This is a genomic window from Microcoleus sp. T3_B1 (assembly GCF_036700445.1).
GTDB lineage: Bacteria > Cyanobacteriota > Cyanobacteriia > Cyanobacteriales > Microcoleaceae > Microcoleus.
Map to the genome: position 1 here is coordinate 53,907 of NZ_JAUBOX010000009.1, position 25,343 is coordinate 79,249.

The following is a 25,343-nucleotide window of genomic DNA, read 5'->3' on the forward strand; positions in this document are numbered from 1 at the left end:
CTAAAAATTAAGGGGCAAGCCAAAGTTATAAGCCAATAGCCACCCGCAAATTGCCCTGCTGGTCACTAATAACTTTTCCCGTAGCTTTGCCCCGGTTCTGAAGCGAGTTAGCTTTCGTCGCCCAAAAAGAACAGCGCGAAACCGCTCGCAGTTCAGTTAAATGTACTTTTCTAGAGTGTTGGCCAGAGTAGTTTTCGGGACGGCCCCAACCACCATATCCACCCGTGCACCGCCCTTAAATATCATCAGCGTCGGAATGCTGCGGATACCGTATTGGCTGGCCACGTTAGGATTCTCGTCGGTATTAACTTTTACTACCTTGACCTTCCCTTCATATTGCTGGGCAATTTCGTCTACGACGGGCGCCACCATCCGACAGGGCCCGCACCAGGGAGCCCAAAAATCCACTAGAACTGGAACTTCGCTATCGAGCACTTCCTGCTTAAAGGTAGAGTCGGTTACTTGCGCGGCTGCTGACATCCCTAGCCATCCTTGTAAATACTATTTCTCGGATAACAAGTTTAGCAAAAAATGTAACCACTTGCGTCAACGATTTTAACAGAAGGCTTCTGAAGGAAGAAGGAAGACGGTAGAAGGAAGAGGGAAGACGGTAGAAGGAAGAAGGGACAAGGTTTCTGAAGGAACAAGGCACTTATGTTTCCGAAGGCACTTATGTTTCCGAAGGCAGAATGGGGAGCATCTCACCTTTGCGGCCAAGCTAGAAATTGGAGTTTTGAGGCAGGAGGCAGGAGGCAGGAGGCAGAAGGAAAGAGGAAGAAGGAAGGAGCCACAAGAAGGAAGGAGCCAGAAGAAGTATTTTTACAAATATGAGATGCTCCCGCAGAATGCACTTATGTAGAAGAAAAATTCTCCCACTCCCAGACTCTCCCACTCTCCCACCCTCCCACTCTCCCCCTCTCCGGAGCTAAAAGCCTCAGTTCTGTATCTAGTAAGCAAGAGCCAAGATTTCCGGCAAAAAAGGAACCGCCCGAACAGTAGTCCGGGCGGAGTGTGGTGTGAGGAGTGAACGGAAACATGCGTCTCCGCTTCTTCTATTGTGACATCTCCTTCTCGATAATTCCACAATATTCTGTAAATTTCGAGACTATTGAACAAATTTTGTCAAGGTATGCTGGTATTCGATCGGTAAATCTACTTACCCATGCCCAACTGCTGAGCTTTTTGATAGACTTTACCCTCAGTCAGCAGAGAAGGAGCAATTACCACTTCCACTTGCTGCATCTCCTTAATATCCTTAGCGCCCAAGGTACCCATACTAGTTTTCAGAGCTCCGAGCAAGTTGTGCGTACCGTCATCTAGCACCGCAGGCCCCCGCAAAATTTGCTCCACAGTACCCGTAGTCCCCACGCGAATGCGAGTGCCACGCGGCAAAACCGGGCTGGGAGTCGCCATCCCCCAGTGAAAGCCGCGGCCAGGAGCTTCGGCGGCCCTGGCAAAGGGCGAACCAATCATCACTCCATCGGCGCCGCAGGCAATGCACTTGCAGATATCGCCGCCGGTAATTAAACCGCCGTCAGCAATCACCGACACGTATTTGCCAGTTTCGCGATAGTAGTCGTCCCGCGCGGCGGCGCAGTCTGCTACCGCTGTGGCTTGGGGCACGCCGACACCCAATACGCCCCTAGATGTGCAAGCAGCCCCCGGCCCAATGCCCACGAGAATGCCCGCAGCGCCAGTTTTCATTAAATTCAGGGCGACTTCGTAGGTCACGCAGTTACCCAAAATTACTGGGATCGGCATCTCTTGACAGAATTGTGTCAAATCTAAAGATGAGATTGATTCAGGGGAAAGGAAAGCTGTCGAGACTACTGTTGCTTGCACAAAAAATATATCGGCTCCAGATTCAGCAACCGCCCGGCCGTATTTGCTCGCAGCAGCCGGTGTACCGCTGACGGCGGCAATCCCTCCTCCTGCTTTAATTTCTTTAATTCTGAGCTCGATTAATTCTGGCTTGATGGGTTCGGCATAGAGTTCCTGCATCAGAGAAACAAATTCGTGGTTGCCGACACTCGCGATGCGCTCTAATATTGGCTGGGGGTCGGCATAGCGGGTTTGAATTCCTTCTAGGTTGAGCACGCCCATTGCTCCCAATTCTGACAGCAAAATCGCCATGCGGACATCGACTACTCCATCCATTGCGCTGGCGATGATCGGGATTTCTCGATCGATCCCGCCAATCTGCCAGCGAGTATCTGCCAAACTCGGATCGAGCGTGCGCTGTCCTGGTACAAGCGCGATTTCATCTATGCCGTAAGCTCGGCGAGCACTTTTGCCCCGCCCAATTTCAATATTCACGCTGTTTCACTTCCACAATGTATTTAAATTAGAGTAACAAAATCGTAGCCTGTCGGCAGGTAGCGATCGCGCAAATGAGTTTAAAAAGCCTGATCTTGATTGGATTTTATGAAATCGAAGGGGATACTTTTCCTCAGCAACGGCCACGGGGAAGACGCGATTAACTGTCAAATTCTCCAAGCTTTGAGAGTATCTGGCGCGGATGTTGATGTTTCGGCCATGCCGATTGTAGGTGACGGGGCTGCTTACCGCCGATCGACCGTGCCAATTATTGGGCCCACCAGTCAAATGCCGTCTGGGGGAGTTTTTTACATGAATCCCCTGTTTTTCCTCAAAGATATTGGGGCGGGGCTGATTGCTTTGACTTGGCAGCAATTGCAGGCTGTTTGGAGGCATTCGCGCCACTGCGATTTGGTGGTGGCCACTGGGGATATTGTCGCCGGGGCGATCGCCCATGCCAGCAACCGCCCCTATATAATTTTTCTATCGGCCCATTCTAGTTATTACGAGGGGCGAGTCGATTTGGGTTTAATCTTGTGGCAGTTGCTTTGCTCACAGAAATGTCTGGCGGTTTTTACTAGAGATGCTTTGACTGCTGCTGACTTAAACCGACAGGGTTTAAAGAAAGCTCAGTTTGTCGGCAATCCTGTCATGGACAACCTCAATTCTACGGGCAAAGATTTGCAGTTAATACCCGGAGTTCGGACGATCGCCCTTCTCCCCGGTTCTCGCCTCCCGGAAGCCACCGACAACCTCGTTTTGCTGCTGGAACTGGTTAAAGAAATTGCTAGTAACTCTACTGTACCAGTGCAGTTTCGGGCAGCTTTAGTTCCGGCTTTAATGCCTCAATTAGAGGATATTGCGGCGCGATGCGGATGGCAAATGCGATCGGGCAAGCTCATTTTTCCAGCAATCAAACGATCTTTTTGTGAAGATAAAATAGTCGAAGTGATGTGCTGGGCCGATGCTTTCGCCGATATTTTGCAGCAGTCGAGTTTAGTAATTGGGATGACTGGAACTGCTGTAGAACAAGCTGTGGGTTTGGGAAAACCTGTAATTGCAGTACCGGGAAACGGCCCTGCTTTTACCTATAGATTTGCGGAGGCTCAAAATCGGCTTTTAGGTGATTCGGTGCAGGTTATTGGCACACAACCAGCGAATTCTGATATTATCAAGGAAGCTGCTTTGGCAGTCGATCGTACTTTGCAAGATGATAAATACTTAGCCAGTTGCATTCAAAATGGTTTAGAGAGAATGGGGCGATCGGGCAGCAGCATAAAAATTGCTAATTACGTGGCAAACTATCTGGGTTATTGATTGTGGTAGGGTGGGTCAGGTTGTAAATTTTCAAGCGCCACGAACAGTCTAATTCTGACGCACCATTTATATTATGTCCGGTCGATTACCTCTAATACGGTAGGGGCGGGTTCACAAAAAATATCTGCCAATAATTGACAATCTCTAAAACCCGCCCTTTTAATGGCTCTATCGGACATGATATTATTTCCTGGTGCGTCAGTATGAGATTGTGGATTTGTCGCGAAAATAATTGTGGCTGACGCACCCTACTGCTATTTCAACAACTCAGAAACAGTTTTAAATTCGTAACCTTTCGACTGCAAATCCTTGACAATCATCTCAGTTGCTGCTACGGTTTTCGAGCGATCGCCCCCGCCGTCGTGCATCACCACAATCGAACCAGATCGCACATTTTTAATCACCCGATTAGCGATATCTTCCGCCGTGAGTGTTTTTTCATAATCGTGGGAATCCACATCCCACATAATCAGTTTTTTGTGCATTTGGGATAGCAAATAAGACAAAACTATAAATCGCCTACCCCAAGGTGGCCGAAAACTGATACTATCTTGCTTAACCCCAACTTCCTGCAAAAGTTTGTCGGTTTTTTCAATCTCAGACAGCAAAAATTCCTGGGGTTTAAACATCATATCTTTGTGAGAGTATGAATGGTTTGCCAACTCATCTCCCCTCGCGACAATCATTTTCACGATTTCTGGATGTTTCTCAATATTGCGGCCGATTTCAAAAAAAGTTGCTTTAATTTGATAGCGGTCTAAGATATCTAAAAGCTGATTTGTATAGGGAGGATAGGGCCCATCGTCGTAGCTGAGGGCAACAACTTTTACTTCGGTATCGGCGCGGTTGATGCCGAAATAATTGTGAAATTTAGTAACTTTAATCAACAGCGATACTGCGAAAAATAACGCTATGGTGAAAAGCAGAAACTTTTGTAAAATTTTACCGATTCGCATAGCTGCACGCACTCGATCGAGAATGAAAGTGGATTTGGTCAGATTACCACAATTGGGTAACTGAATCCTTAAGGTATTTTATCATTAATTATTGTCCGTTTCGAGATTTTCGAGTTTTGGCGATCGCCCAGTAGCTAGACGCTTCAAGTGCCAGTACACTTGTACCCTACATATAGCGTAAGTAAGTCCAGAGGAAAAAAGCAATAATAAAAGATCGGGAGTTGTAGGGGCTGGTAAGGCAAGGATTTATATTCGGAGCGAGTGTACGGCTGTTCTCACCCGCTCCTCGCCATGTTATATTTATTTGTATAGTCAACTTTTTTAGGCAGCAATAATTCCCAACATGATTTCACTGCCAGATATCACAATTGTCAACCAAATCTACGACAGTGCTAATACCCTCGTATACCGGGGCCTCCTCAAATCAAATCAGCAACCTTTGATTTTGAAACTCCTCAAAGAGGATTACCCCACACCAGCCGAACTCTACCGCTATCAGCAGGAATACGAAATCACTCGCCGTCTCAACCTAGAGGAAACGATTAAAGCCTACGAACTGCGACAATACGAAAACACACAAGTCATGTTGTTGGAGGATTTTGGAGGAGAGTCCTTAAAAATCGTGCAGTCAGGTCGTCCCTATGCTGTACCAGATTTTCTCCACCTTGCCCTCCAAATCACAGATGCGTTAGGCAAAGTTCATCAAAAAAATGTCATTCACAAAGATATCAATCCATCTAATATTGTCTTGAATCCTCAAACAGGACAATTAAAAATTATTGACTTTGGCTTATCTACCATCCTCTCCCAAGAGAATCCCAGCCTCACAAGTCCTAATCTTCTAGAAGGGACATTGGCTTATATATCTCCAGAACAAACAGGCAGGATGAATCGCTTACTAGACTACCGCACCGACTTTTATTCTCTTGGCGTTACTTTCTATGAACTGCTAACCAACCAGTTGCCTTTTGAATCCGTCGATCCACTTGAGTTAGTTCATTGCCATATTGCCAAACAACCCACTCCACCTCATGAAATTAATCCAGAAATTCCCGTGACTATCTCAGAAATTGTCATGAAGTTAATGGCAAAAAATGCGGAAGATAGATATCAGAGTGCTTGGGGAATCAAGACGGATTTAAAAACTTGTCTTGATCGATTTATAAATGGTAAATTTCAAGCTTTTTTCTTGGGATACCAAGATATTTCTCCTCAATTACAACTCCCTCAAAAACTGTACGGGAGAGAATCACAGATTGAGTCCTTATTGAGTGCATTTGATCGCGTAGCTTCCGGACAAGAAAAACAAGTAGGGGTTCGTTTAGCAAATAACCTGAGTAACCCAACGACAACTCAGTCACAAAATCTGCCCGTAGAGACACAAACTGAACTCATGCTAATTTCGGGATACTCTGGTATTGGGAAATCAGCTTTAGTTCAGGAATTGTATAAGCTCATCACTCAAAAAAACGGCTACTTTATTGCAGGTAAATTTGACCAGTTGCAACGCGATATTCCCTATCAAGCTTTAGTCGCTGCCTTCCAAGAATTGGTGCGACAACTACTCACCGAAACTCCAGCGCAATTACAACAGTGGCAAGAGAAGATTCAACGCGCATTAGGAATCAACGGACAAATTATTATTGATGTTATTCCCGAAGTAGAACTGATTATTGGCAAACAGAATCCCGTCCCCGAATTGCCTGCAACCGAAGCAAGAAATCGGTTTAATTTAGCTTTTCAAAACTTTATTCAAGTTTTTTGCCAAAAAGAACATCCCCTCGTCCTATTTCTAGACGACCTTCAATGGACAGACAGCGCTACCCTGCAATTGATTCAGTTGATAATGACCGATTTTACTACTCAATATCTGTTTGTAATTGGAGCTTATCGAGATAACGAAGTCACTGCAACTCATCCTGCAATGCTGACTTTATCTGAGATGAAAAAGCAGGGAGTTGTAATTAATCATCTCTCCGTTTCACCCCTAAATTTAAACCAGGTTAATGAATTCATTGCGGATACGCTGAAAACCGATAGCATCCAGGCGCAAAAATTAGCCGATTTAGTTTGGCAAAAAACACAAGGAAATCCGTTTTTTATCAAAGAGTTTCTCAAGTCGCTTTATACCGAGCAATTGCTGAAATTTGATACTAATGCTGGGGCTTGGTATTGGGATTTAGAGCAAATTATAACTAGGAATATTACTGATAACGTTGTTGAGTTCATCGCAGATAAAATTCAAACCTTATCAGATTCAGCACAAAAAGTTTTACGATTAGCCGCTTGCATTGGCAACCAATTTGATTTGCCAACCCTTTCAATTATTAATGAAGATTCTCAAAAACAAACGGCTGATGAATTGTGGAATGCTATTCAAGCAGGGTTGATATTACCCATTGGGGATGATTACAAATTCCTAAAAACAGACAGAGATACCAAGGGATTAAAAATTATTTATAAATTTGCTCACGATCGCATCCAGCAAGCAGCCTATTCCCTAATTCCCCCAGACGACAAGCAAGCGGTTCACTGGAAAGTTGGGCAACTGTTGTTACAAAATACACCACCACAGGTACTCCAACAAAAGATTTTTGATATTGTCAATCAACTAAACTTCAGTATAGAAGCAATTGACGTTCAGTTAGAAAAAGATAAACTTGCTCAATTAAATCTGATTGCTGGCAAAAAAGCGAAGGCATCAGCAGCTTGGAAACCGGCCTGGAATTACTTAAGCATTGGTATAAATTGCCTGAGTGCAGATAGTTGGCTTCGTCAGTATGACCTAAGTCTAGCACTGTATGTGGAAACAGTAGAAGCTGCTATCTTGAGTGGCCATGTTGAGGAAATGGAAAAATTGGCTAACCTAGTGCTTCAACAAGCTACTTCATTGCTGGACAAAGTGAAAGTCTATGAAGTCAAGATTCAAGCTTATACAGCACAAAACAAACCTCTGGAAGCTATAGATACGGCACTTTTTGTATTAAAGCTGTTGGGGATTCGCTTTCCCAAGAAGCCAAATAAATTAGATATTATCATTGCACTCGCCAGGACAAAGATCGGGCTAGCAGGGAAACGAATCGAGGACTTGATCGACCTGCCAGAAATGACTGATCCTGACAAGATAGCCGCCATGCGTATCTTATCAATTATGTTTTCTGCTGCCTATTTCGCCACACCAGAATTGTTTCCGCTGATAGTGTTTAAACAGGTTAATTTATCAGTTCAACATGGTAATACTCCTGTGTCATCCTATGCTTATGCTACCTACGGACTAATTCTTTCGGGAGAAGGCGTCAACGATGTTAACTCCGGCTATAAATTTGGGAAACTTGCTCTCTTGTTAGTCGATAAATTCAAGGCAACAAAACTTAAATCTCGGACATTATTTATCTTTAATTACTTTATTAGACATTGGCACGAGCATATTAGGGAAAGCTTAACCCCTTTGCTAGATGCTTACTTGATTGGACGGGAAACCGGAGATTTAGAATATGCGACTTTTTCAGCCGGCGCATACTGCTACTATTCCCTGGTAGCGGGCAAGGAACTGACAAGGCTGGAACGCGAGATGGCTATGTACAGTAACGCTTTCCGGCAATTCAATCAAGAAACATTTTTTTATTACAATCAACTCCAGCGGCAGGTCGTATTGAACTTAATGGGTCGGGCTGAAGATAAGTGCCGTTTAATCGGTGAAAGCTATGATGAAATAAAAATGCTGCCCATTCATTTGGCGGCGAATACTACAAATATTTGTCACTCCATCTATTTTTTTAAATTATACCTCGGCTATCTTTTCCAAGACTATCAGCAAGCCCTGGAAAATGCCGCCTTGGTCGAAAAAAATATAAACAGTGCTGTGGGATCTATTCCTCTTTCTCATTTTTACAATTCCCTTACTCATCTTGCTATATATTTTGATGTTTCTAAAATTGAGCAAAAACAAATCCTGAAAAAGGTTGAATCCAATCAGAAAAAGATCCAGAAATGGGCGCACTTTGCTCCGATGACTCACCTCCATAAATTCTATCTAGTGGAGGCAGAACGATATCGAGTTTTGGGTGAAAATTCTAGGGCGATCGACTACTACGATCGCGCTATTGCCTTAGCCAAAGAACATGAGTACCTGAACGAAGAGGCTTTGGCTAATGAACTGGCAGCCAAATTCTACATCGCTTGGGGAAAAGAGCAAGTTGCCCAAGCCTATATGACAAATGCTTACTACTGTTATTTACGTTGGGGCGCAACAGCTAAAATGACAGATTTGAAACGACAGTACCCACAACTTTTAAAGCGTTTTACGACAGCCAATACGTCCATAGATTCGCGCAACAGCCTGTCTAATACTTATGGCAGCACTTCAGGTGAAACCCTGGATTTGGCAGCATTGATGAAAGCATCTGGGGCAATTGCCAGTGAAATTGAGTTGGATAAACTCCTCACGACTTTGATGAAAATCCTGCTAGAAAGCTGCGGGGCACAAATTGGCTATCTAATTTTAGAGTCTCAAGGACAACTGCGAGTCGAAGCGTCAGGTGAGGCTAACTCAGATCGGGTGATGGTTTTGCAATCGACTCCTATAGAAACCTGCCTGCCTTTGTCGATTATTCACTATGTTGAAAGGACTCAGGAAGGACTGATTGAAAACAATGTGGCCCGTGAAGGCAGATTTACCCAAGATGCTTATATCAAAACACAGCAGCCCAAGTCTATCCTTTGCGCCCCTCTGCTCAATCAAGGGCAATTAATTGGCATTGTTTACTTGGAAAATAATTTAGCAGATGGCGTCTTTACACCCGATCGCCTGGAAGTGATTCAATTGCTTTCAACTCAGGCGGCGATCGCCCTTACTAACGCCAGACTCTATACTCAAGTACGATCGACGCAAAATCGCCAGAATAAATTCCTTAATGCCATTCCTTTTGGCATATCCGTTCACGACGCCAAAGGACAACTGGTTTACGCCAATCCCGTTTCACAGCAGTTACTGAATATTCAAGATTTACCCAAAGCCGCAATCGATCAACTCTCAAAAACCTATCACATTTATCGGGCAGGGACAGGGGAGGTGTATCCAGTGGAAGAGTTGCCCTTGGTGCGATCGCTTGGCGGTGAAAAAACATGGGCGGATGATTTGGAACTGCACTACAGTGAGCGAATCGTTCCCTTAGAAGTAACCAGCACGCCAATTTTGGATGACACGGGTAATGTAGAATATGCGATCGTAGCTTTTCAAGATATAAGCGAACGTAAGCAGGCACAGATTACACTCATTGAAAATGTTCGCTTAGAACAGGAAATTCGCGAGCGCAAAAAAACAGAAGAGGCTCTGCAGCAGAGCGAGGCACGCTACCTTGGTATTCTGGAAGACCAGACAGAACTGATTGCCCGGTATCTGCCAGATGGTACCGTTACCTTTGTCAATGAAGGCTTCTGTCGATTTTTTGGACTGACAAGGGAACAACTCATCGGCCATCACTACGCACCTGTCGTGTTTGAGGAAGACCGCGAATATGTAACCCGAGTCGTCAATTCCATTAGCCAAGAAAATCCCGTTGTCACAATTGAAAATCGGGTGATTGTTAGCTCCCAAGTGCGTTGGACGCAGTGGGTTAACCGAGCGATATTTGATGATTCCGGTTGCATTGTTGAATTCCAGGCGGTAGGACGAGATATCAGCGCTCGCAAAAAAGCCGAAGCAGAACTCGAGCAAGCAAAAGACGCTGCTGAAGCTGCCAACAAAGCTAAAAGCACTTTTCTTGCCAACATGAGTCATGAATTGCGAACTCCCCTCAACGCCATTATCGGCTTTTCTCAACTGATGAATCACGATACTAATCTGTTAACTGAACAAAAAGAGAACCTTAACATTATTTATCGGAGTGGAAATCATTTATTATCTCTAATTAATGAGGTACTTGACCTTTCCAAAGTAGAAGCGGGACGCATGACTCTATCGGAAACTAACTTTGATATTCATCAATTACTAGCTGATGTCGAGGAGATGTTTGCGTTAAAAGCCAAATATCAAGGCTTACAATTACTGTTTGAATGTGCTGCCGAAGTTCCTAAATATATCTATGCTGATGAAGTTAAGTTGCGGCAAGTGCTGATTAATTTAATCAGTAATGCCATTAAGTTTACTCCTTCGGGAAGCGTATCTGTAGAACTAAAAAGTAAACAGGCCAAAACCCAAAGTGAAGCCCAAACACAAATAACCACAAACCAACAACAAACAACCATTATCTTTGAAATAAAAGATACCGGACTTGGCATCGCTGCAGACGAACTAGAGAAACTATTCAAACCCTTCGTACAAACAGCATCAGGTCAAAAAGTGCAGCAAGGAACCGGATTAGGACTGACGATTAGCCGTCAATTTGTCCGCTTGATGGGAGGTGAAATCACCGTTATCAGCGGCGGCAAAGCTTTCACCCCTGGAAGGCCTCTCAAGGAATTTTTAGAAGACACAACGGGCACAACATTTAAATTTGACATTCCTGTGGGCATCGCTGATGCCAGCACAATTCAAAACCAACCCTACCATCGTCGCGTCGTTGCCCTCGCCCCTAACCAGCCCCAATATCGCATCCTAGTGGTGGACGATCGAGATTACAATCGGCAACTGTTAGTTAAACTCCTCAAACCTGTTGGTTTTGAGGTGGAAGAAGCGAGTAACGGTATTGAAGCGATCGCACTTTGGGACTCCTACTCACCGCATCTCATCTGGATGGACATGAGAATGCCCATTATGGATGGTTATGAAGCCACGAAACAGATTAAAGGCACTATCAAAGGTCAAGCTACGGCTGTTATTGCCCTGACAGCTAGCGTGTGGGAAGAAGAAAAGGCAGTTATTTTATCGGCTGGGTGTGATGATTTTGTGCGAAAACCGTTCCACACAGAAGCCCTTTTTGACATCCTGGCTAAACATTTGGGGGTCGATTATATTTATCAGGAGCAAGACCTACCCTCTCCCCCTTCTAATGTGACTGGAGAACCGTTAAATTTCACTGATTTATTAGCAGCGATGTCAAAAGAATGGATAGTAAAATTATATGAAGCAGCTATTGACGCGGATGCGGAATTAGTTTTTCAACTCCTAAAGGAGATTCCTGAATCTCACACTTTCGAGCTTCAAACTCTCAGAAATTGGGTGACGAAGTTTCAGTTTGAGAAGATTCTGGATTTAACTGAACCATTGGTTGGTGAATATTGATATAGCAGATTGCAGGTTTATGAAGTATACCGCGCGATCGATCCCCCCTAGCCCCCCTTCTTAAGGGGGGGACAAGAGTCTTCTCAAAGTCAACCCCTACTCCCCTTCTTAAGGGGGATGCGAGGGGGATCGAGACTCAGCTAAAAGCGAGATTTCTTGGGTCGGATTGTGTAAGTCCCGTTTATGCTATTTGATGCTAGCACGCGGTTGGTTCTGTCCCATCATTAACTTTAATGCCGACTGTTTTAAGTCTGTAAGGTCGCGGATGGTAATTGAGCAACCGTCTCCCAATTTAACAGCAGTGAAATAATAGCATTTGCCCAGGTAATCACTTTCTAGATGAACCTCTCCTTCAAGCGATTCTCCCGTCTCAACAACTTCTACTAATAAATCAAACAATCCTGGACTCAATTGATTAAGCAGTTTTCTCAGCACGGGTTCCACCGCGAGTTCTGTTCGTTTTTTCCCTAAGAGTCTGGCAAAGACAGGGTTAACTACCAAGCAGCGAAAATCTTCAATTTCTCCAGCGATATCCCCCCTCACCGCATCCACCGCAGCTATTCCATCCAGAGATGAGTTTAGCAAATTTGCCAGCAGGGCGCGAGATTGGTAGGCAATTTCTGCAGTTTGCTGGTGTCGCTCGATTGCTTCTTTAAGCTGGCGTTTTTGGTGCTGGATAGTTACCTGAGTATCGAGGCGCACTAGCACTTCTTCCGGCTCAAAAGGTTTAGAAATGTAGTCAACTCCCCCTACCTTAAAAGCTTTAACTTTATCAAATACTTGGTCAAGTGCGCTTAAGAAAATAATGGGAATTTCTGAGGTGTTTTCATCGGATTTGAGGGTTTGGCAGACTTGATAGCCATCCATGTCTGGCATTTTAATATCCAGCAATATAGCATCGGGGGGATGATTGCGAACAGTCCTCAAGGCCATCGTACCATTGGTGACGCACCGAACTTTATACCCATTTGTAGTCAGAATTTCGGTAAGAAAATGCAGATTCTCTGGGATGTCATCAACAATTAAAATGTTACCTTTCGGAGTTTCTAATTGATTGATTTCTATTGTTTCAGCCGCAGCCATCGCCATAAGTTCGCCTGCGTTTTTGGCATCGGCGATATCAGTTTTGGTGCTTTGCTTCTCTAGCAGAGAGCGAAAGTTATTCTTAGTAACTTTCTGCCCCATTACGTCTGAAATGCGGTGCCACAGGATGGAAGATAAATCTTTGATATGTCCTACACTGAGGTACAAGCTGTCAGCAACAGCACTATAAGTTGCGTTTTTCCAAGCAGCTTTTAAAATTTCCTGCTCGAGAAAACTTAACGGTTTACTGGTTTTTGACTCTAAGGCTGATTCGAGAAATTCTAGAGCTTGTTCAAAAGTCATGTACAAATCAATCTCATCGGGTAAGGTTTTTTCAATTGGGCACCCTAACTTTGAGTTATACACCGTACTAAGTCGGTGGAGAAATTCCTAATAGTTATTATGACAGACTTATTGACACTTACGCTCCGGGACGATCGCCCCCGATCGTGATTCCACCTTGTCGAAACCCGAAAAAGGCGATCGCGCCCGCCTAATTATTTTTGAGGGCGATCGGCTTAAACCCTTTAATTGCAAGGCTTTTAAGTTGCTTGTCAGCCCGTCAGCTATTTGAGTTTGTTCGCTTAAATTTTTGCCCACCTCTTTCTTCACCAGCCTTGGAGGCACTCCCACCAAAGAAACCGGGTTTTTTACCTTGGGTGCGGGCTGCAACCTGTGTATTTTCCTAAAAAAACACAGGTGATGGGCCCCCATGCGTAAGCCCTATTCACATAACGCTCCAAATGATCCGACTTTTCCGACTTTACGATCCGACTTTTCCGACTTGCTTTATGCCGATCGCGCAAACATACTATTGAATAGGATCTACCAAAAGACATAGAACAGTACCAGTCATGCTGTCGATCTGCTCTATCTAAAGATAGATAGTAAAACCAGGGCGTCCGACTTTTCCGACTTTACGATCCGACTTTTCCGACTGACAGGGGCGGGGGAGGGGAGCCAGGATACAGACATGGAAAGGATGCAGCCTCAAAAAAAGAGCAACTGAATCCAATCTTTATCCGCATAAATACTCAGACCACACTGAGCTAGATGTTTGCGGGATTGGGGTGCAACGAAAAAAGGAACAGAGGAAGGTTCCTTCACATTTATCTTTCACCACTTTTAAAATCATGTCAAATTCTCAATCCGTTATTGCAACAGACATTCGGTATTGTCCTGAAGATATAGAGAAAGCATTTTGGCAGCTATGGCAGCAGAACCGAGATTATCTTTACCGTTGCTGTCTCAGGTGGATGGAGGGGAATGCTACTGATGCTGAAGAGGTGCTCAGTCGCGCCATGCTCAAAGCTTGGGATAAATTGCCAGACTATGCCGAAAAAATCACCAACCTCCGAGCTTGGATCACTCGCTTAACCCATAATCTAGCTATAGATATACACCGAGAACGTCGCCGGAAAGCAATGCAAATGGAGGATATTGAAGAAGTAGCTGCTACAGGAAGCTCAGCAGTTATTTCTTGTTTGAACTCTCCTGAAGAGGCACTTCTACATCATGAGTTGGGACAGTACATTCGCCGCGCTATTGATACTCTTCCTTCTCGATTACGCAATCCGTTTATCCTGCGTTACTGCCACCAGATTGCCTATCAAGATATTGCCCAACAACTTGCTCTGTCGCTCAATAACGTTTATAAGCGCATCCAACAGGCACGAGATATTCTGCAAAAGCGTTTGAGCAGGTATTTGTCAGGGTTGGATGATGCTTTGTTAGATTCCTCCGAGTCCTCTAAAAAGGGGGACGTTGCCTCGATCGCGGATGATTTTGCTGTAGGGGTAGTGCCCCCGTGCCTACCCCGTCAAGATTCTGGGGCGATCGCGGATGATTTTGCTGTAGGGGTAGTGCCCCCGTGCCTACCCCGTCAAGATTCTGGGGCGATCGCGGTTGGGACAGCCACGGTTGGGACAGCCACGGTTGGGACAGCCACGGTTGGGACAGCCTCGGCTGGGGCAACCACGGGGGGATTGCCCCTACAATTCGATGAAACGATCGCATCCGACTCGATCGCCCCCATCCCTCAAAACATTGGCGAGACAATTAATTATCAAGTAACAGCAATATGTCTAGAAACATTACACTCCGGGTGGTATCCCTCACTCAGTCCTCTGGGGTGGAGTTGAATGCTTACCTAGTTCTCGACGAAAAGCCAGCCCGAATTGACCAGAAGCTGAAAACCTTAAGTGAGTATGTGCAGCAGTATCCTTCTGGATGGAAGAAACGGTTGGAATTGGCGAATCTGCTGTATGCAATGGGTCGTATTGAGCAGGCGGTTGAGGAGTATCGCCAAGTGATCGATCGGCAGCAACCATTGATTGGCGTGCGGTTGCAATTGGGGAAACTCTTGCAGCTTATGGGACAAAAGGCTGAGGCAGTAGCGGTTTATGAAAGTGCCTTGGCCAATGCACGCAATGAGGCGACTCGACAGCATATCAGCGGATCGATCGCACTCTGTAGAGGTGACACTCAGGCAGCGATACTCGCTTTTGAGTCGGCGGCTTCCCTAGAACCAGATAATGCGGCTCACTGGCTGGCGTTGGGGCAGGTGCAAAGGGGGAGAGGGGATGCGGTTGCAGCTTTGCGAGCCTTTGATACGGTTTTGTCCCTTCAGCCAGATGATGTTGTAGCGCTGATTGACAGCTACGACGCGAGTCAGGCGGTGGGGAATGTGCGCCAAGCGCAGCGGCGGTTGAGCAAAGTGCTAGAGGTGGCTCCGGGTGATTTCCGAGCGCTCAAACGACTGGCGGATACTCGTTGCCGGATGAGATTGGTATCGGGTGAGGAGGGGAAGCAGACTAAACAGATAATTAGTTCTTTGCTGCAACTGGCTCCTGATACGGCGGATGCCCGCGAGTTGCTGGCCTATTATCACCTATTTCGAGGGGAGTCGGCTAACGGGGTTGGGGTGTTGGAACGGTTTACTGAGGAACACCCGAATCATCCTAGGGGTTGGTATTCCTATGGGCGGTGCTTGTTCCATACGGGGGAATATCAGAAAGCCGCTGAGGCGATGCTGAAGGCTTATCGTCTGTATCCCCAGGATTGTGAAATTTATCGGGCGTTGTGCGAGATTTTGCCTTTAACTTCTCCCCCAGTTCCTCTCGATCCCCCCCAGCCCCCCTTAAAAAGGGGGGAGCTAGAGGAGGCAAAGTCTTCTAATTGCACGGGGGGAACTCCTCTCAAAGTCCCCCTTTTTAAGGGGGATTTAGGGGGATCTAACCGCCGTCTCCCAGATCCTCTCGATCCCCCCCAGCCCCCCTTAACAAGGGGGGAGCCAGAGGGGGTAAAGCCTTCTAACTTCACGGGGGAAACTCCTCTCAAAGTCCCCCTTTTTAAGGGGGATTTAGGGGGATCGAACCGTCAAGTAACCCTTACATCAATAGTAGAAGAGATGCTCGATCGTTTTCCCCAACGCTGGAGTGTTTGGACGACGGCGGGGCGGGTGTTGGTGGAAAGTTTTCAGGAGATTGAGCGAGGGTGTAGTGTCTCTGTGCGGGGGACGCAACTTGAGCCGCAGTTACCTGATGCTTGGTTTAGTCATGGGCGGGTGTTGGCGCTGGCGGGGAAACACCGGGAAGCGGTGGAGGCTTTGGCGCAAGGATGGCAGTTGTTACCGGAAGATGGGGGTTATCTGCAATCGGTGTCTGCTGCGGTGTGGCTGGGGGAGAGTTATGGAGTGTTGGGGGATGAGGTGGCGAGTCGGAAATGGTTGGAAAAGGCTTGTCAGTTTGCTCAGGAATTGTTGGAGTTTGACCCGGCGATGGCTGGTTACTGGCAAGGAAGGGCGTTGTTGGGGTTGGGGGATGTGAGGGAGGCTGTGGAGGCCTATCGAAGTGCGCTGAGTCGGCGGTTGCTCTACCCTTTTCGCGGGGAGGTTGAGGAGGCTGTGAAACGGCTGAAAGGTAAGAGGCGAAAGGGCGATCGGGCTAAAGCGTAGAGCCTTGACTTCTTAGAGAAGTCGGGGATCTGAACCTCTCAGAGTGCATTGAGTTAGGAAAAAACAGCCTCTAACTCGAAAAATTCAGAAATAGACCTCTGGATTCGTCTTATAGGTGTAGAGACAAAAATACAATAAAGGAGAAGATTACCATGTGTATAATAGTAAGAAACAGACGGCTCTGCCACTTCTAAAAAACATTATCTTATCAGAAATTTTTTAGTGAAAAAAGCTGATAAGATAAGACGACAAATCTAAGCCGAGTGGAAAATTACCACTCAGTTAAGTCAGGAGTAGGGTGGGCATTGCCCACCCTACTTAGTAAGGAAATATCCAGATAATAACTGCCCAAGTAAAAGTATAAATCGTGCCTGTAGACAAACTCCCATAACCTATGGAAATTATTTGGTTTTTTAAAACTATCAACAAATATATTGCCGACTATAAATGGCAATTAGTTTTAGTCTATAGCTGCCTAATTTTCGACGCCGCCTTCGATACAGTCCTGAGAGCCAGCTTAAAATACATTATCGATGCCGCCATCGTTCCCAAAAATTATAATCTGCTGATTCTCATCCTATCCCTCCTAGCCGCGGGAGCCATTTTATATGCTGCTATCGGCTTGTTTGCCAACTTCTTAGGAGCGCGTTTGGGTGTTTTAATCGTCAACAACATCCGCCGTTCCGTATTCGAGTATCTCCAGAACCTGTCAATGGAGTTTTTTGGGCGACGTTCAGCCGCAGATATTGTCAAGTGTGTCATGTCCGACACACAGCATGTGGAATATGGTTTAATTACCACCGGGCTATCTGTCGTTATTCTCGAAATCGGTAGCATCCTGTTTTCAGGTATCTTCCTCTTTCTCCTCAACTGGCAGCTAGCTGTTATCAGTTGCATTGGTTTAACATTCTGCACCATTGCCCCGGCAAAAATCGCCCAACGGGCGACTGAAGAAAGTTATCAATTAATGGAAAAAGAAGGACAAATTGCTAGCGGAGTCGAAGAGAATATTCTCTCGCAATCGGTTGTCAAGATATTTGGGATGGAAACCCAAATGGTCAAGAATTTTAATACCGATCTAAACGACTTGAAACGGGTTTATATCCGAGCTACATTTCTGTCCTACTTAGCGCAGAAAATTCCCATGATTGGTTTTGTCATGACGCAGATTGTGACGTTAAGCGTCGGTGCGTCAATGACTTTCTCAAATGTGATTTCGGTAGGAACCCTGGTTTCTTATCAGCTTTTACTGGTCGGGTTGAATCTAAATATTCTCGCCTTAACTTCATCGGCACCTTATTTTATCGATGGAGTAGCAGCCCTGCGGCGCATTAACGATATCTTGTCAGAAGTCCCTGATGTTCAGGATGCCCCAGATGCGATTGACTTGCCCCATTTTCATAGTGATATTTACTTTGACGATGTTAGCTTTAGCTACTCCCAAGATAGAGGAGGAGTTAAAAATCTATCCCTAAAAATTCGCCAAGGAGACTTCGCGGTATTTGTCGGTCAAAGTGGCGCAGGCAAAAGTACAATTGTCAACTTGCTGACCCGATTTTATGACCCAGATAAAGGACGCATTCTGTTTGATGGAATTGATTTGCGTGATGCAACAGTACGCTCCCTTCGTTCTCAAATTGGGCTGGTTTCTCAGGATGTAATTCTGTTTAATTGCTCGGTGCGAGAAAACATCCGCATGGGCTATTTACAAGCTACTGACGAACAAGTCGAAGCCGCAGCCAAAGACGCCGAGATTCACCAATTTATTTTGTCCTTACCCCAAGGCTACGATACACTTGTTGGTGACAGGGGGGGACAGTTATCAGGGGGACAACGGCAAAGAATCGCTTTAGCTAGAGCCTTGGTGAGAAATCCAGCAATTCTAATTCTGGATGAAGCCACATCCGCCCTCGACCCCGCCACAGAAGCCAAAATCCTCACCACCATCGAGCACATTAGCAAAGAACGCACCGTGATTTTCATCACCCACCGCATAGCTAATGCGCTGCTCGCGGATGTCACTTACGTGATGGAAAACGGCAGCTTGGTGGTGAGTGATTGACACGCAGATTTGACCTATACTGAACATTTTGGAGTTAAAAATTATGACCAGCACAAATGATTACAAATGGCTAATTCCCTCTTCTCCTAACCTAGGCTCGAAATCTCTTGAAGAAGAGAAAGCTCTCTGGAGATAAAAGCCACGAAGATTATACCAACACCGCTTTCAGCATCACCCAAGACCCCAAAATCTGCAAAACCCTAATCCGTCCAGAGCGTTCTCCCGGCTATGATATTCCCAACTCGCCTGACATCAAAGTCCTAATTCCCGGTTGCGGCTCGGAAATTTATCTTCAGAAAACCTTACTAGAATTTTGCCCGCAAATTGGACAAATCTACTGTACCGATTTTTCCAAAACAGCCATTGAAAAAGCACAAGGACACTGGAAAACAGCAGATGGAGATTCCCGACTCAACAATCAGCAAATCGTGTTTGAGCAAGTAGACTCCACGCGAATCACCGAACAAAAACCGGAGTGGAACGAGAAATTTGATTACGTCCTACTCGCAAATTCCGTGGTTTCCAGTGAGGATAAAACCAACCGCGATATGATACGGGAATTTGGTAAAGTTCTCAAGCCAGGTGGCAAGATATACGGATATTTCCCAACCACCTTATGCTTCTTAGAAATTGCCTATTTTAGTCGCAAACACGCTCACTGTGTTACAGAGGGATTTATCGATGTCTACGGCAATAAAGTTTGGGATGCTGAGTGGCAAGATGCCCAGATTTATTACACTCCCTTGCGGTTAAATCGCATCTTTAAAGAAGCGGGATTGCAACAACTCAGTTTGGAGATGCAGTTTTTGGACTATGAGCCTTTTGTTTCCATGTTTAAACAGATGATAGCTCATGACGACCCGGATATCTTTCTCTGGCATCTTCTAGTTCGTTATGAAAAATAGGACTTAGGGATTTGGGCGAAGCATCGAGCGAGATGCTTCGTTTCACTCAGCATGACACATAGGCTTTTCGTAAGTAGGGACACGGCAATGTTGTGTCCTTCTTCGTGTCAACAACTAGGTTAAACCCCCAGTCCGGCAAGGGTTGAAACCCCTGCCTCAAAGCTAAAGTCCTCTGAAGAGGACTGAAAAACTCATTAGTCCTCTTCAGAGGACTTTAGCTATTAGACAGGGAATTCATTCCCTGGCGGTCTGGCGGACTGGCGACTGTCAGCGGCGAGTTATGGTTGAGGTAAAACTCTAGAATCTGGAAATTAACAGAGGCCAGAAGTACGATCGCCCTTTTGAAGAGAAATGTATAGAAATAGAAACGCGATCGCAACTTTATTTGTTTTACCCTCCGATAACTCCCCATCTCCCGATGGTTTCCCAACTACGCTTCAACTATCAAAGTAATGTTGTCAAGTCTCACGACGCCAACAACTTCACCGGGTTGCAAAGTTATTTCTCGTTAGCGAAGCCCTCAAAGAGGATCGCACTTCGCCGGCCACCAACTGTTTTGGAAACGAACGCGACCGCATTCTTGAGGGCTAATTTGTTCATCTACGATCGCTGTTTCAACATCGTTAATAGACATAGCTGCTTGCTCCTGAATATAAACTCGACTTGATTTGTGCGGATGTCAGAAGCTTGTCTGTCAACTTCCCCTCCACACTCAACAGTGTCACTTATGATTATTATTTGAGCGGTTTATACAGTATTTTAGGCATTTATTATCGAATTTTATGCGATATAAATCAAGCCATAGAAGACCATCAAATATCAGAAATAAAAGCCACTAAATTTTTGCAAATTATAGCGAAAAGCAGGGAACATAAAAACGGTAAACAAGCTAATCTGGAATTCGGGAAAGTTAACGCTGCAATTAATATAGGTTTTTGTCAAATAGAAACGCGCGAATTATAATCAGCTATGGAGATATTTGTCAAGCTGAAAAAAATGCGGGACTAAATCGGGAGTAATAGCTATTCGATCGATGTCGGGTTAGCTTTCCTCAACTCCTGTGTCGGAGCAAAAAAGAGGCGGAAGATATCGCCGAAAAACTTTATGCCGATCGGGAAAACAGTCAGTTGGTGGGTACGGGATACAAATTAGTTTTTCTCGCCGCCACTTATCACAACCTGCCAGAGACAGAGAAAGCTTTGAGCTTGTACCGCCAAGCGATCGCCCAGGCCGACCAAAACCAGTACAGCACCATCAAAGCCAAAACTCTCAGCGGTACAGCCGCGCTGCTGACACAAAGTAAATGATTTCCTGGAATGTTCTTGTAAATTCCGGTAAAGTCTGGTACTATAGTTTGAGAACAAAAATACCACCTAGCGATGACCAGATATGTCACACCGCGAGAAGCTTGCAAAATCCTGCAAGTCTCAGACAAAACCCTTAGAAACTGGGAACTTGCCGACAAAATATCAGCAATCAGAACTCCCTCCAACCAGCGACGCTACGACATCGACAGCGTTCTCGGAACCGGACACGACCGAATTACAGCCATCTACGCCAGGGTCAGTAGCTACAAACAGCGCGAAGACCTCGATAGGCAAGTCAGCTACCTCCAAAACCTCTACCCGCAAGCCAAAGTCTTCAAAGACATCGGAGGCGGACTCAACTTCAAAAGAAAAGCGCTGCTTGCCCTTCTGGGACAAGTCATGTCAGGAGACATCTCAACAGTTGTGGTGGGACACCAAGACAGACTGTGCCGGTTTGGTGGCGATCTTATCAAATGGATCTGCGAGCAAAACAATTGCCAACTCATGGTTCTCAGTAGAAACGAGCTGTCTCCAGAACGAGAAATGGTTGAAGATATCCTTGCCATCATCCACGTCTTTAGCTGCCGACTCTATGGTTTGCGAAAATACAAATCTGCTATCAAAGAAGATTCGAGTTTACCCGGAAACCAAGCTAGCAGCGAAGTGGAGGACTTGGATTGCAGCAAGTAGATGGTGTTATAACCAAGCAATTGCTATCCTGAGAGACGAAAAAATTGGCAAGTACGATTTAAGAAAGAAAGTGATGGACTCGGCTCCCAAGTGGGTGTCAGAGCAGCCTTATAATCCCCGAGAAATGGCAGTGTTTCAAGCTTTTGAAGCACACAAGGCTGCGAAGAAAGTCAAAGGAACGGCAAAGTTTAGGAGCCGTTTCGACACATCTCAAACTATCCGGTTCCAAACATCTAACTGGAAGTTAGGTACTTTTTACCCAAATTCTACCAAAGGACTAAGTTTTAAAGCATCAGAACCAATCGTTGAGGTAATGCAGCACGAACCAATACTCAGCTTAATTAACAGGCAGTGGTTGATCGGCTATGCGATTGACGCACAAGTAATGAAACCAATTAATAGCGATTTGGTTGTCGCGCTAGATCCGGGTGTCAGAACTTTTCTTACTGGTTTTGATGGTAGTGACTTCATCGAAATAGGAAAAAACGATATCGGTCGTATCTATCGCCTAGCAAGGCATCTAGACAAATTAATGTCCCGTATTGGAGTAAGTAAAGGGAGAGAGTTCAAGCGACTAAGGTATTGCCTGCGAAAATCAGCCGCCAAAATCAGGATCAAGATTAAAAACTTGGTCAATGAATTGCATAAAAAAGCTGCCAAATATCTAACAAGCAAGTACAAGTTAATTTTTTTGCCAACCTTTGAGACGCAACAAATGGTCAAGAAAGGTAAACGTAGGTTGGCGACTAAAACGGCTAGAGCGATGGTTACATTGAGTCATTATCGTTTCAAGCAAATGTTGAAGCATCAAGCCACCAAGCACGGTGGTGTTGTAGTAGACGTAACGGAAGAGTATACATCTAAAACTTGCTCAAAATGTGGACATATCCATACTAACTTGGGTGGATCTAAAATCTTTAAATGTCCAAAATGCGGACACACCCTAGAAAGGGATAAAAATGGCGCTTTCAATATTTTGTTGAAAGCTTTGAGAGATACCTCCTTGACAGGAGAGCTTGCTGCTTTTTCTGTCTTGCCATACACGGTTATTCCGGGATTAGTCCGGGATTTACCGGGTTAAATGTATCTGTACCGAGAACGGGGAGAATTTGACCAAGCCCTGCCGCACCATCCAGAAGCAATCGAAATACCCGATCGAGCCAGCGCTAAATTAGACCGAGCCGAAGCTTGCTCTCAACTAGCACTAACAGAACAAAAACTTGGTAACATCGAGAAAACCCAAGAAAATTTTGACCGCGCCATTCAACTGTTCAGCGAAATGGACGCTAGCAAACAAGTAGAAAAAGTACAGTTAGCCGCGACAAAAAAACTGAAAAAATACCTAATTAATCGAGCAAGAAATCAGAAAATAGATACAATAAACGAAAGAACAACCATAAACTTTGTAGATATGAAACTAAAACGATTGGGACACGTAGCCGTCTGCGTGCAAGACATAGAGAAGTCTGCTGAATTCTACCGCAACTTGGGTATGGAGTTAGTCTGGAAAGATCCAGACTGGGCTTATTTGAAAGCAGGAGAGGACGGATTGGCGCTGTTGAGTCCGAGTTACGACCAAGCAGGGCCGCATTTTGGGTTTGTATTTGACGATCGTACCGAAATGGAATCCGCCTACGAACAACTCAAAGCCGATGGTGTTTCCGTCACCCACATCCACGAACACCGCGACGGTACTGCATCCTTCTACGGCAGAGATCCCGACGGTAACGGCTTCGAGTACCTTTACGAACCGGCCTGACGATTCTAGGGCTTACGAATCAAAACCCAAGAAACCGGGTTTTTAGCGGTTTCTGCCAGTTGCAGTGCGTCTTTTCGAGAAAAACCCGGTTTCTGACCACGTGCGCGAACTAAATTAAGTAAGCGCCCAGAAAAAAATAGAATACCCAGATACCCGGTTGGGCGTTCCTTCTTCCGTTCCCGGAACATCCCTACAACTCCCCGAATAATCTGAGGTACTTACACCGACGCTTCTCAAGTAAGGTGCAGACTCTGAATCCGAAATATATCCACAACTTCCGAAAATCGGCTCGATAATCTAAAATCTAAAATCTAAAATCTAAAATCCTCATGTTGCAGAGAATACAAGTCAGAAACCGCTGGAAATCAATCTTCAAACCTTGGGAAGAAGCAGACCCTTGGCTCTTCGCCGCTTGCATCGCCCTCACCATCTTCGGGGGAATCATGATCCGCAGCGTCGAAATCAACCAGGGGCTGATCGACTGGTGGCGACACTGGGTAACTGGGGCAGTTGGTTTGTTCCTCGCCATCATCATTTCCCGCTGCCGCTACCAAATACTGCTGGAGTGGAAATGGCCGATTTACATATTAATCAATTTGTCGCTGATCGCAGTGCGTTTTATCGGTACTACAGGACTCGGCGCCCAGCGGTGGATCAACATCGGCGGCTTTTACCTGCAACCGTCAGAATTTGCCAAAGTAGGCATGATTGTCACTTTAGCAGCTCTCCTGCACGACAAGACTGTTCCCACGGTGGGTAATATGTTGAGGATGCTGGCGATTATGGCTGTACCCTGGGGATTGATCTTTGCCGAACCAAATTTAGGTACTTCCTTAGTCTTCGGCGCGATCACAATTGGGATGTTTTACTGGGGTAATGTAAATCCCGGCTGGCTAATATTGCTATTCTCTCCTCTAATCTCTGTTCTCCTCAATAACCTGTCTACACCGATTTGGGTAGCCTGGGTAGTTCTTGCGGGTATTATCGCTTGGCGAACCCTGCCTTGGCCTTGGCTGGGGACTTTCGGTGCTGTGTTGGTGAACGTTGTTTCTGGACAAGTCGGACAGCTTTTTTGGAATGTACTCAAGGATTATCAAAAAATGCGCCTGACAGGGTTTTTAAACCCGGAGAAAGACCCTTTAGGCAGCGGATATCACTTGATTCAATCTCGGATTGCTATTGGGGCCGGGGAACTGAAAGGCAGGGGTTTGTTTCAGGGAACGCAAACTCAGCTTAACTTTATTCCCGAACAGCATACAGACTTTATCTTTTCAGCTATTGGCGAAGAATTGGGGTTTATTGGCTGTATTTGCGTGCTGTTTATGTTCTGGTTAATTTGTTTCCGGTTGGTGACGATCGCTCAAACTGCTAACGATAATTTTGGTTCTTTGCTGGCGATCGGCGTACTGTCAATGTTGATTTTTCAGGTGTTCGTAAATATTGGAATGAACATTGGCTTGGCTCCGGTTACGGGCATTCCGCTGCCTTTCCTGAGTTACGGGAATGCCTCGCTGCTGAGTAATTTTCTCGGCCTGGGACTGGTAGAGGCGGTGGCAAGCCAGCGACAGCGCAAAAAGCGTTGGAATTAGGCCATTGGTAATGGGTTTTGGGAATGCGATCGCCCTTAAGTTTTCGAGGCGAGGAGGGCGATCGTATTTTTTTTCGATCGACCTAGCCGCATCTAAATTTTACGTTTCCTGAGCCGAGCCTTTAGGACAGTCAAGTTTGATAAAATTCTTGTACGGTGCGCGCGAGAACCAGCCAAAAAATA

The 25,343-nt window shown here is 45.5% G+C and carries 19 protein-coding genes; 13 read left to right on the forward strand and 6 right to left on the reverse strand.

The window, feature by feature from the left end; genetic code table 11:
* Nucleotides 1-156: 156 nt before the first annotated feature.
* Nucleotides 157-480, reverse strand: coding sequence for a thioredoxin (trxA, locus tag QT990_RS07640; protein WP_333143260.1), 324 nt, complete (start codon nt 478-480; stop codon nt 157-159).
* A gap of 192 nt (nt 481-672) precedes the next feature.
* Between trxA and QT990_RS07645 the strand changes: the two genes are divergently transcribed.
* Entirely contained in the window at nt 673-831 is a 159-nt protein-coding gene (locus QT990_RS07645) for a hypothetical protein (protein WP_333300378.1), read from the forward strand.
* Nucleotides 832-1,152: 321 nt separating this feature from the next.
* Here QT990_RS07645 and QT990_RS07650 read toward each other — a convergent pair whose 3' ends face one another.
* Nucleotides 1,153-2,316 carry a GuaB3 family IMP dehydrogenase-related protein gene (locus QT990_RS07650; RefSeq protein ID WP_333143258.1) on the reverse strand — a complete coding sequence of 388 codons (1,164 nt, stop codon included), beginning with the start codon at nt 2,314-2,316 and terminating at the stop codon, nt 1,153-1,155.
* A 108-nt stretch (nt 2,317-2,424) separates the two neighbouring features.
* On the opposite strand from QT990_RS07650, the gene QT990_RS07655 reads away from it, so the two are divergent.
* Nucleotides 2,425-3,633: a lipid-A-disaccharide synthase-related protein gene (locus QT990_RS07655; protein WP_333305094.1), complete on the forward strand. Its 1,209-nt coding sequence runs from the start codon at nt 2,425-2,427 to the stop codon at nt 3,631-3,633.
* A gap of 254 nt (nt 3,634-3,887) precedes the next feature.
* Here QT990_RS07655 and QT990_RS07660 read toward each other — a convergent pair whose 3' ends face one another.
* Entirely contained in the window at nt 3,888-4,589 is a 702-nt protein-coding gene (locus tag QT990_RS07660) for a polysaccharide deacetylase family protein (RefSeq protein ID WP_333143256.1), read from the reverse strand.
* A gap of 343 nt (nt 4,590-4,932) precedes the next feature.
* Between QT990_RS07660 and QT990_RS07665 the strand changes: the two genes are divergently transcribed.
* Entirely contained in the window at nt 4,933-11,811 is a 6,879-nt protein-coding gene (locus QT990_RS07665) for an AAA family ATPase (protein ID WP_333465093.1), read from the forward strand.
* 186 nt (nt 11,812-11,997) lie between these two features.
* On the opposite strand, the gene QT990_RS07670 is transcribed toward QT990_RS07665, so the two are convergent.
* Nucleotides 11,998-13,197 (reverse strand): response regulator, encoded by a 1,200-nt coding sequence (locus QT990_RS07670; RefSeq protein ID WP_333143254.1) that lies wholly within the window; start codon nt 13,195-13,197, stop codon nt 11,998-12,000.
* Nucleotides 13,198-13,305: 108 nt separating this feature from the next.
* Nucleotides 13,306-13,566: a hypothetical protein gene (locus QT990_RS07675; protein ID WP_333465094.1), complete on the reverse strand. Its 261-nt coding sequence runs from the start codon at nt 13,564-13,566 to the stop codon at nt 13,306-13,308.
* Between the two features lie 461 nt (nt 13,567-14,027).
* Here QT990_RS07675 and QT990_RS07680 point away from each other — a divergent pair, with 461 nt between their 5' ends.
* The 4 genes from QT990_RS07680 to QT990_RS07695 all read left to right on the forward strand — a co-directional run bounded on the left by QT990_RS07680 (nt 14,028) and on the right by QT990_RS07695 (nt 19,816).
* The gene (locus QT990_RS07680) at nt 14,028-15,035 is read left to right on the forward strand and encodes a sigma-70 family RNA polymerase sigma factor (RefSeq protein ID WP_333410945.1); all 1,008 of its coding nucleotides are present in this window, start codon (nt 14,028-14,030) and stop codon (nt 15,033-15,035) included.
* Nucleotides 14,975-16,849, forward strand: coding sequence for a tetratricopeptide repeat protein (locus QT990_RS07685; protein WP_333465095.1), 1,875 nt, complete (start codon nt 14,975-14,977; stop codon nt 16,847-16,849). The genes QT990_RS07680 and QT990_RS07685 overlap by 61 nt, the downstream gene beginning before the upstream one ends.
* Nucleotides 16,850-17,243: 394 nt before the next feature.
* Entirely contained in the window at nt 17,244-18,911 is a 1,668-nt protein-coding gene (locus QT990_RS07690; protein ID WP_333465096.1) for an ABC transporter ATP-binding protein, read from the forward strand.
* Nucleotides 18,912-19,018: 107 nt separating this feature from the next.
* The gene (locus tag QT990_RS07695) at nt 19,019-19,816 is read left to right on the forward strand and encodes a class I SAM-dependent methyltransferase (protein ID WP_333465097.1); all 798 of its coding nucleotides are present in this window, start codon (nt 19,019-19,021) and stop codon (nt 19,814-19,816) included.
* A gap of 520 nt (nt 19,817-20,336) precedes the next feature.
* On the opposite strand, the gene QT990_RS35795 is transcribed toward QT990_RS07695, so the two are convergent.
* A complete protein-coding gene (locus QT990_RS35795) occupies nt 20,337-20,450 on the reverse strand; it encodes an NfeD family protein (RefSeq protein WP_445252021.1) in 114 nt (37 codons plus the stop codon).
* 53 nt (nt 20,451-20,503) lie between these two features.
* Between QT990_RS35795 and QT990_RS07700 the strand changes: the two genes are divergently transcribed.
* From QT990_RS07700 to rodA, 6 genes are all read left to right on the forward strand, one after another.
* On the forward strand, nt 20,504-20,779 hold the full coding sequence (locus QT990_RS07700; protein ID WP_333143244.1) for a hypothetical protein: 276 nt from the start codon (nt 20,504-20,506) through the stop codon (nt 20,777-20,779).
* A gap of 167 nt (nt 20,780-20,946) precedes the next feature.
* On the forward strand, nt 20,947-21,123 hold the full coding sequence (locus tag QT990_RS07705) for a hypothetical protein (protein ID WP_333181204.1): 177 nt from the start codon (nt 20,947-20,949) through the stop codon (nt 21,121-21,123).
* A 72-nt stretch (nt 21,124-21,195) separates the two neighbouring features.
* Nucleotides 21,196-21,813, forward strand: a complete 618-nt coding sequence (locus QT990_RS07710) for an IS607 family transposase (protein WP_333143243.1) — start codon at nt 21,196-21,198, stop codon at nt 21,811-21,813.
* The gene (locus QT990_RS07715; protein WP_333143242.1) at nt 21,716-22,894 is read left to right on the forward strand and encodes a transposase; all 1,179 of its coding nucleotides are present in this window, start codon (nt 21,716-21,718) and stop codon (nt 22,892-22,894) included. Before QT990_RS07710 ends, QT990_RS07715 begins: the two co-directional genes overlap by 98 nt.
* A gap of 330 nt (nt 22,895-23,224) precedes the next feature.
* Entirely contained in the window at nt 23,225-23,572 is a 348-nt protein-coding gene (locus QT990_RS07720; RefSeq protein WP_333103068.1) for a VOC family protein, read from the forward strand.
* A 329-nt stretch (nt 23,573-23,901) separates the two neighbouring features.
* Nucleotides 23,902-25,161, forward strand: coding sequence for a rod shape-determining protein RodA (gene rodA / locus QT990_RS07725; RefSeq protein WP_333305101.1), 1,260 nt, complete (start codon nt 23,902-23,904; stop codon nt 25,159-25,161).
* The last annotated feature ends 182 nt before the right edge of the window (nt 25,162-25,343 follow it).

Excerpts from the sequence above, each read along its gene's own strand:
- trxA (WP_333143260.1), bottom strand. The coding sequence starts at position 480 with ATGTCAGCAGCCGCGCAAGTAACCGACTCTACCTTTAAGCAGGAAGTG.
- QT990_RS07645 (WP_333300378.1), top strand. The coding sequence starts at position 673 with ATGTTTCCGAAGGCAGAATGGGGAGCATCTCACCTTTGCGGCCAAGCT.
- QT990_RS07655 (WP_333305094.1), top strand. The coding sequence starts at position 2,425 with ATGAAATCGAAGGGGATACTTTTCCTCAGCAACGGCCACGGGGAAGAC.
- QT990_RS07660 (WP_333143256.1), bottom strand. The coding sequence starts at position 4,589 with ATGCGAATCGGTAAAATTTTACAAAAGTTTCTGCTTTTCACCATAGCG.
- QT990_RS07665 (WP_333465093.1), top strand. The coding sequence starts at position 4,933 with ATGATTTCACTGCCAGATATCACAATTGTCAACCAAATCTACGACAGT.
- QT990_RS07670 (WP_333143254.1), bottom strand. The coding sequence starts at position 13,197 with ATGACTTTTGAACAAGCTCTAGAATTTCTCGAATCAGCCTTAGAGTCA.
- QT990_RS07680 (WP_333410945.1), top strand. The coding sequence starts at position 14,028 with ATGTCAAATTCTCAATCCGTTATTGCAACAGACATTCGGTATTGTCCT.
- QT990_RS07685 (WP_333465095.1), top strand. The coding sequence starts at position 14,975 with ATGTCTAGAAACATTACACTCCGGGTGGTATCCCTCACTCAGTCCTCT.
- QT990_RS07690 (WP_333465096.1), top strand. The coding sequence starts at position 17,244 with ATGGAAATTATTTGGTTTTTTAAAACTATCAACAAATATATTGCCGAC.
- QT990_RS35795 (WP_445252021.1), bottom strand. The coding sequence starts at position 20,450 with ATGTCTATTAACGATGTTGAAACAGCGATCGTAGATGAACAAATTAGC.
- QT990_RS07710 (WP_333143243.1), top strand. The coding sequence starts at position 21,196 with ATGACCAGATATGTCACACCGCGAGAAGCTTGCAAAATCCTGCAAGTC.
- QT990_RS07715 (WP_333143242.1), top strand. The coding sequence starts at position 21,716 with ATGGTTTGCGAAAATACAAATCTGCTATCAAAGAAGATTCGAGTTTAC.
- QT990_RS07720 (WP_333103068.1), top strand. The coding sequence starts at position 23,225 with ATGAAACTAAAACGATTGGGACACGTAGCCGTCTGCGTGCAAGACATA.
- rodA (WP_333305101.1), top strand. The coding sequence starts at position 23,902 with ATGTTGCAGAGAATACAAGTCAGAAACCGCTGGAAATCAATCTTCAAA.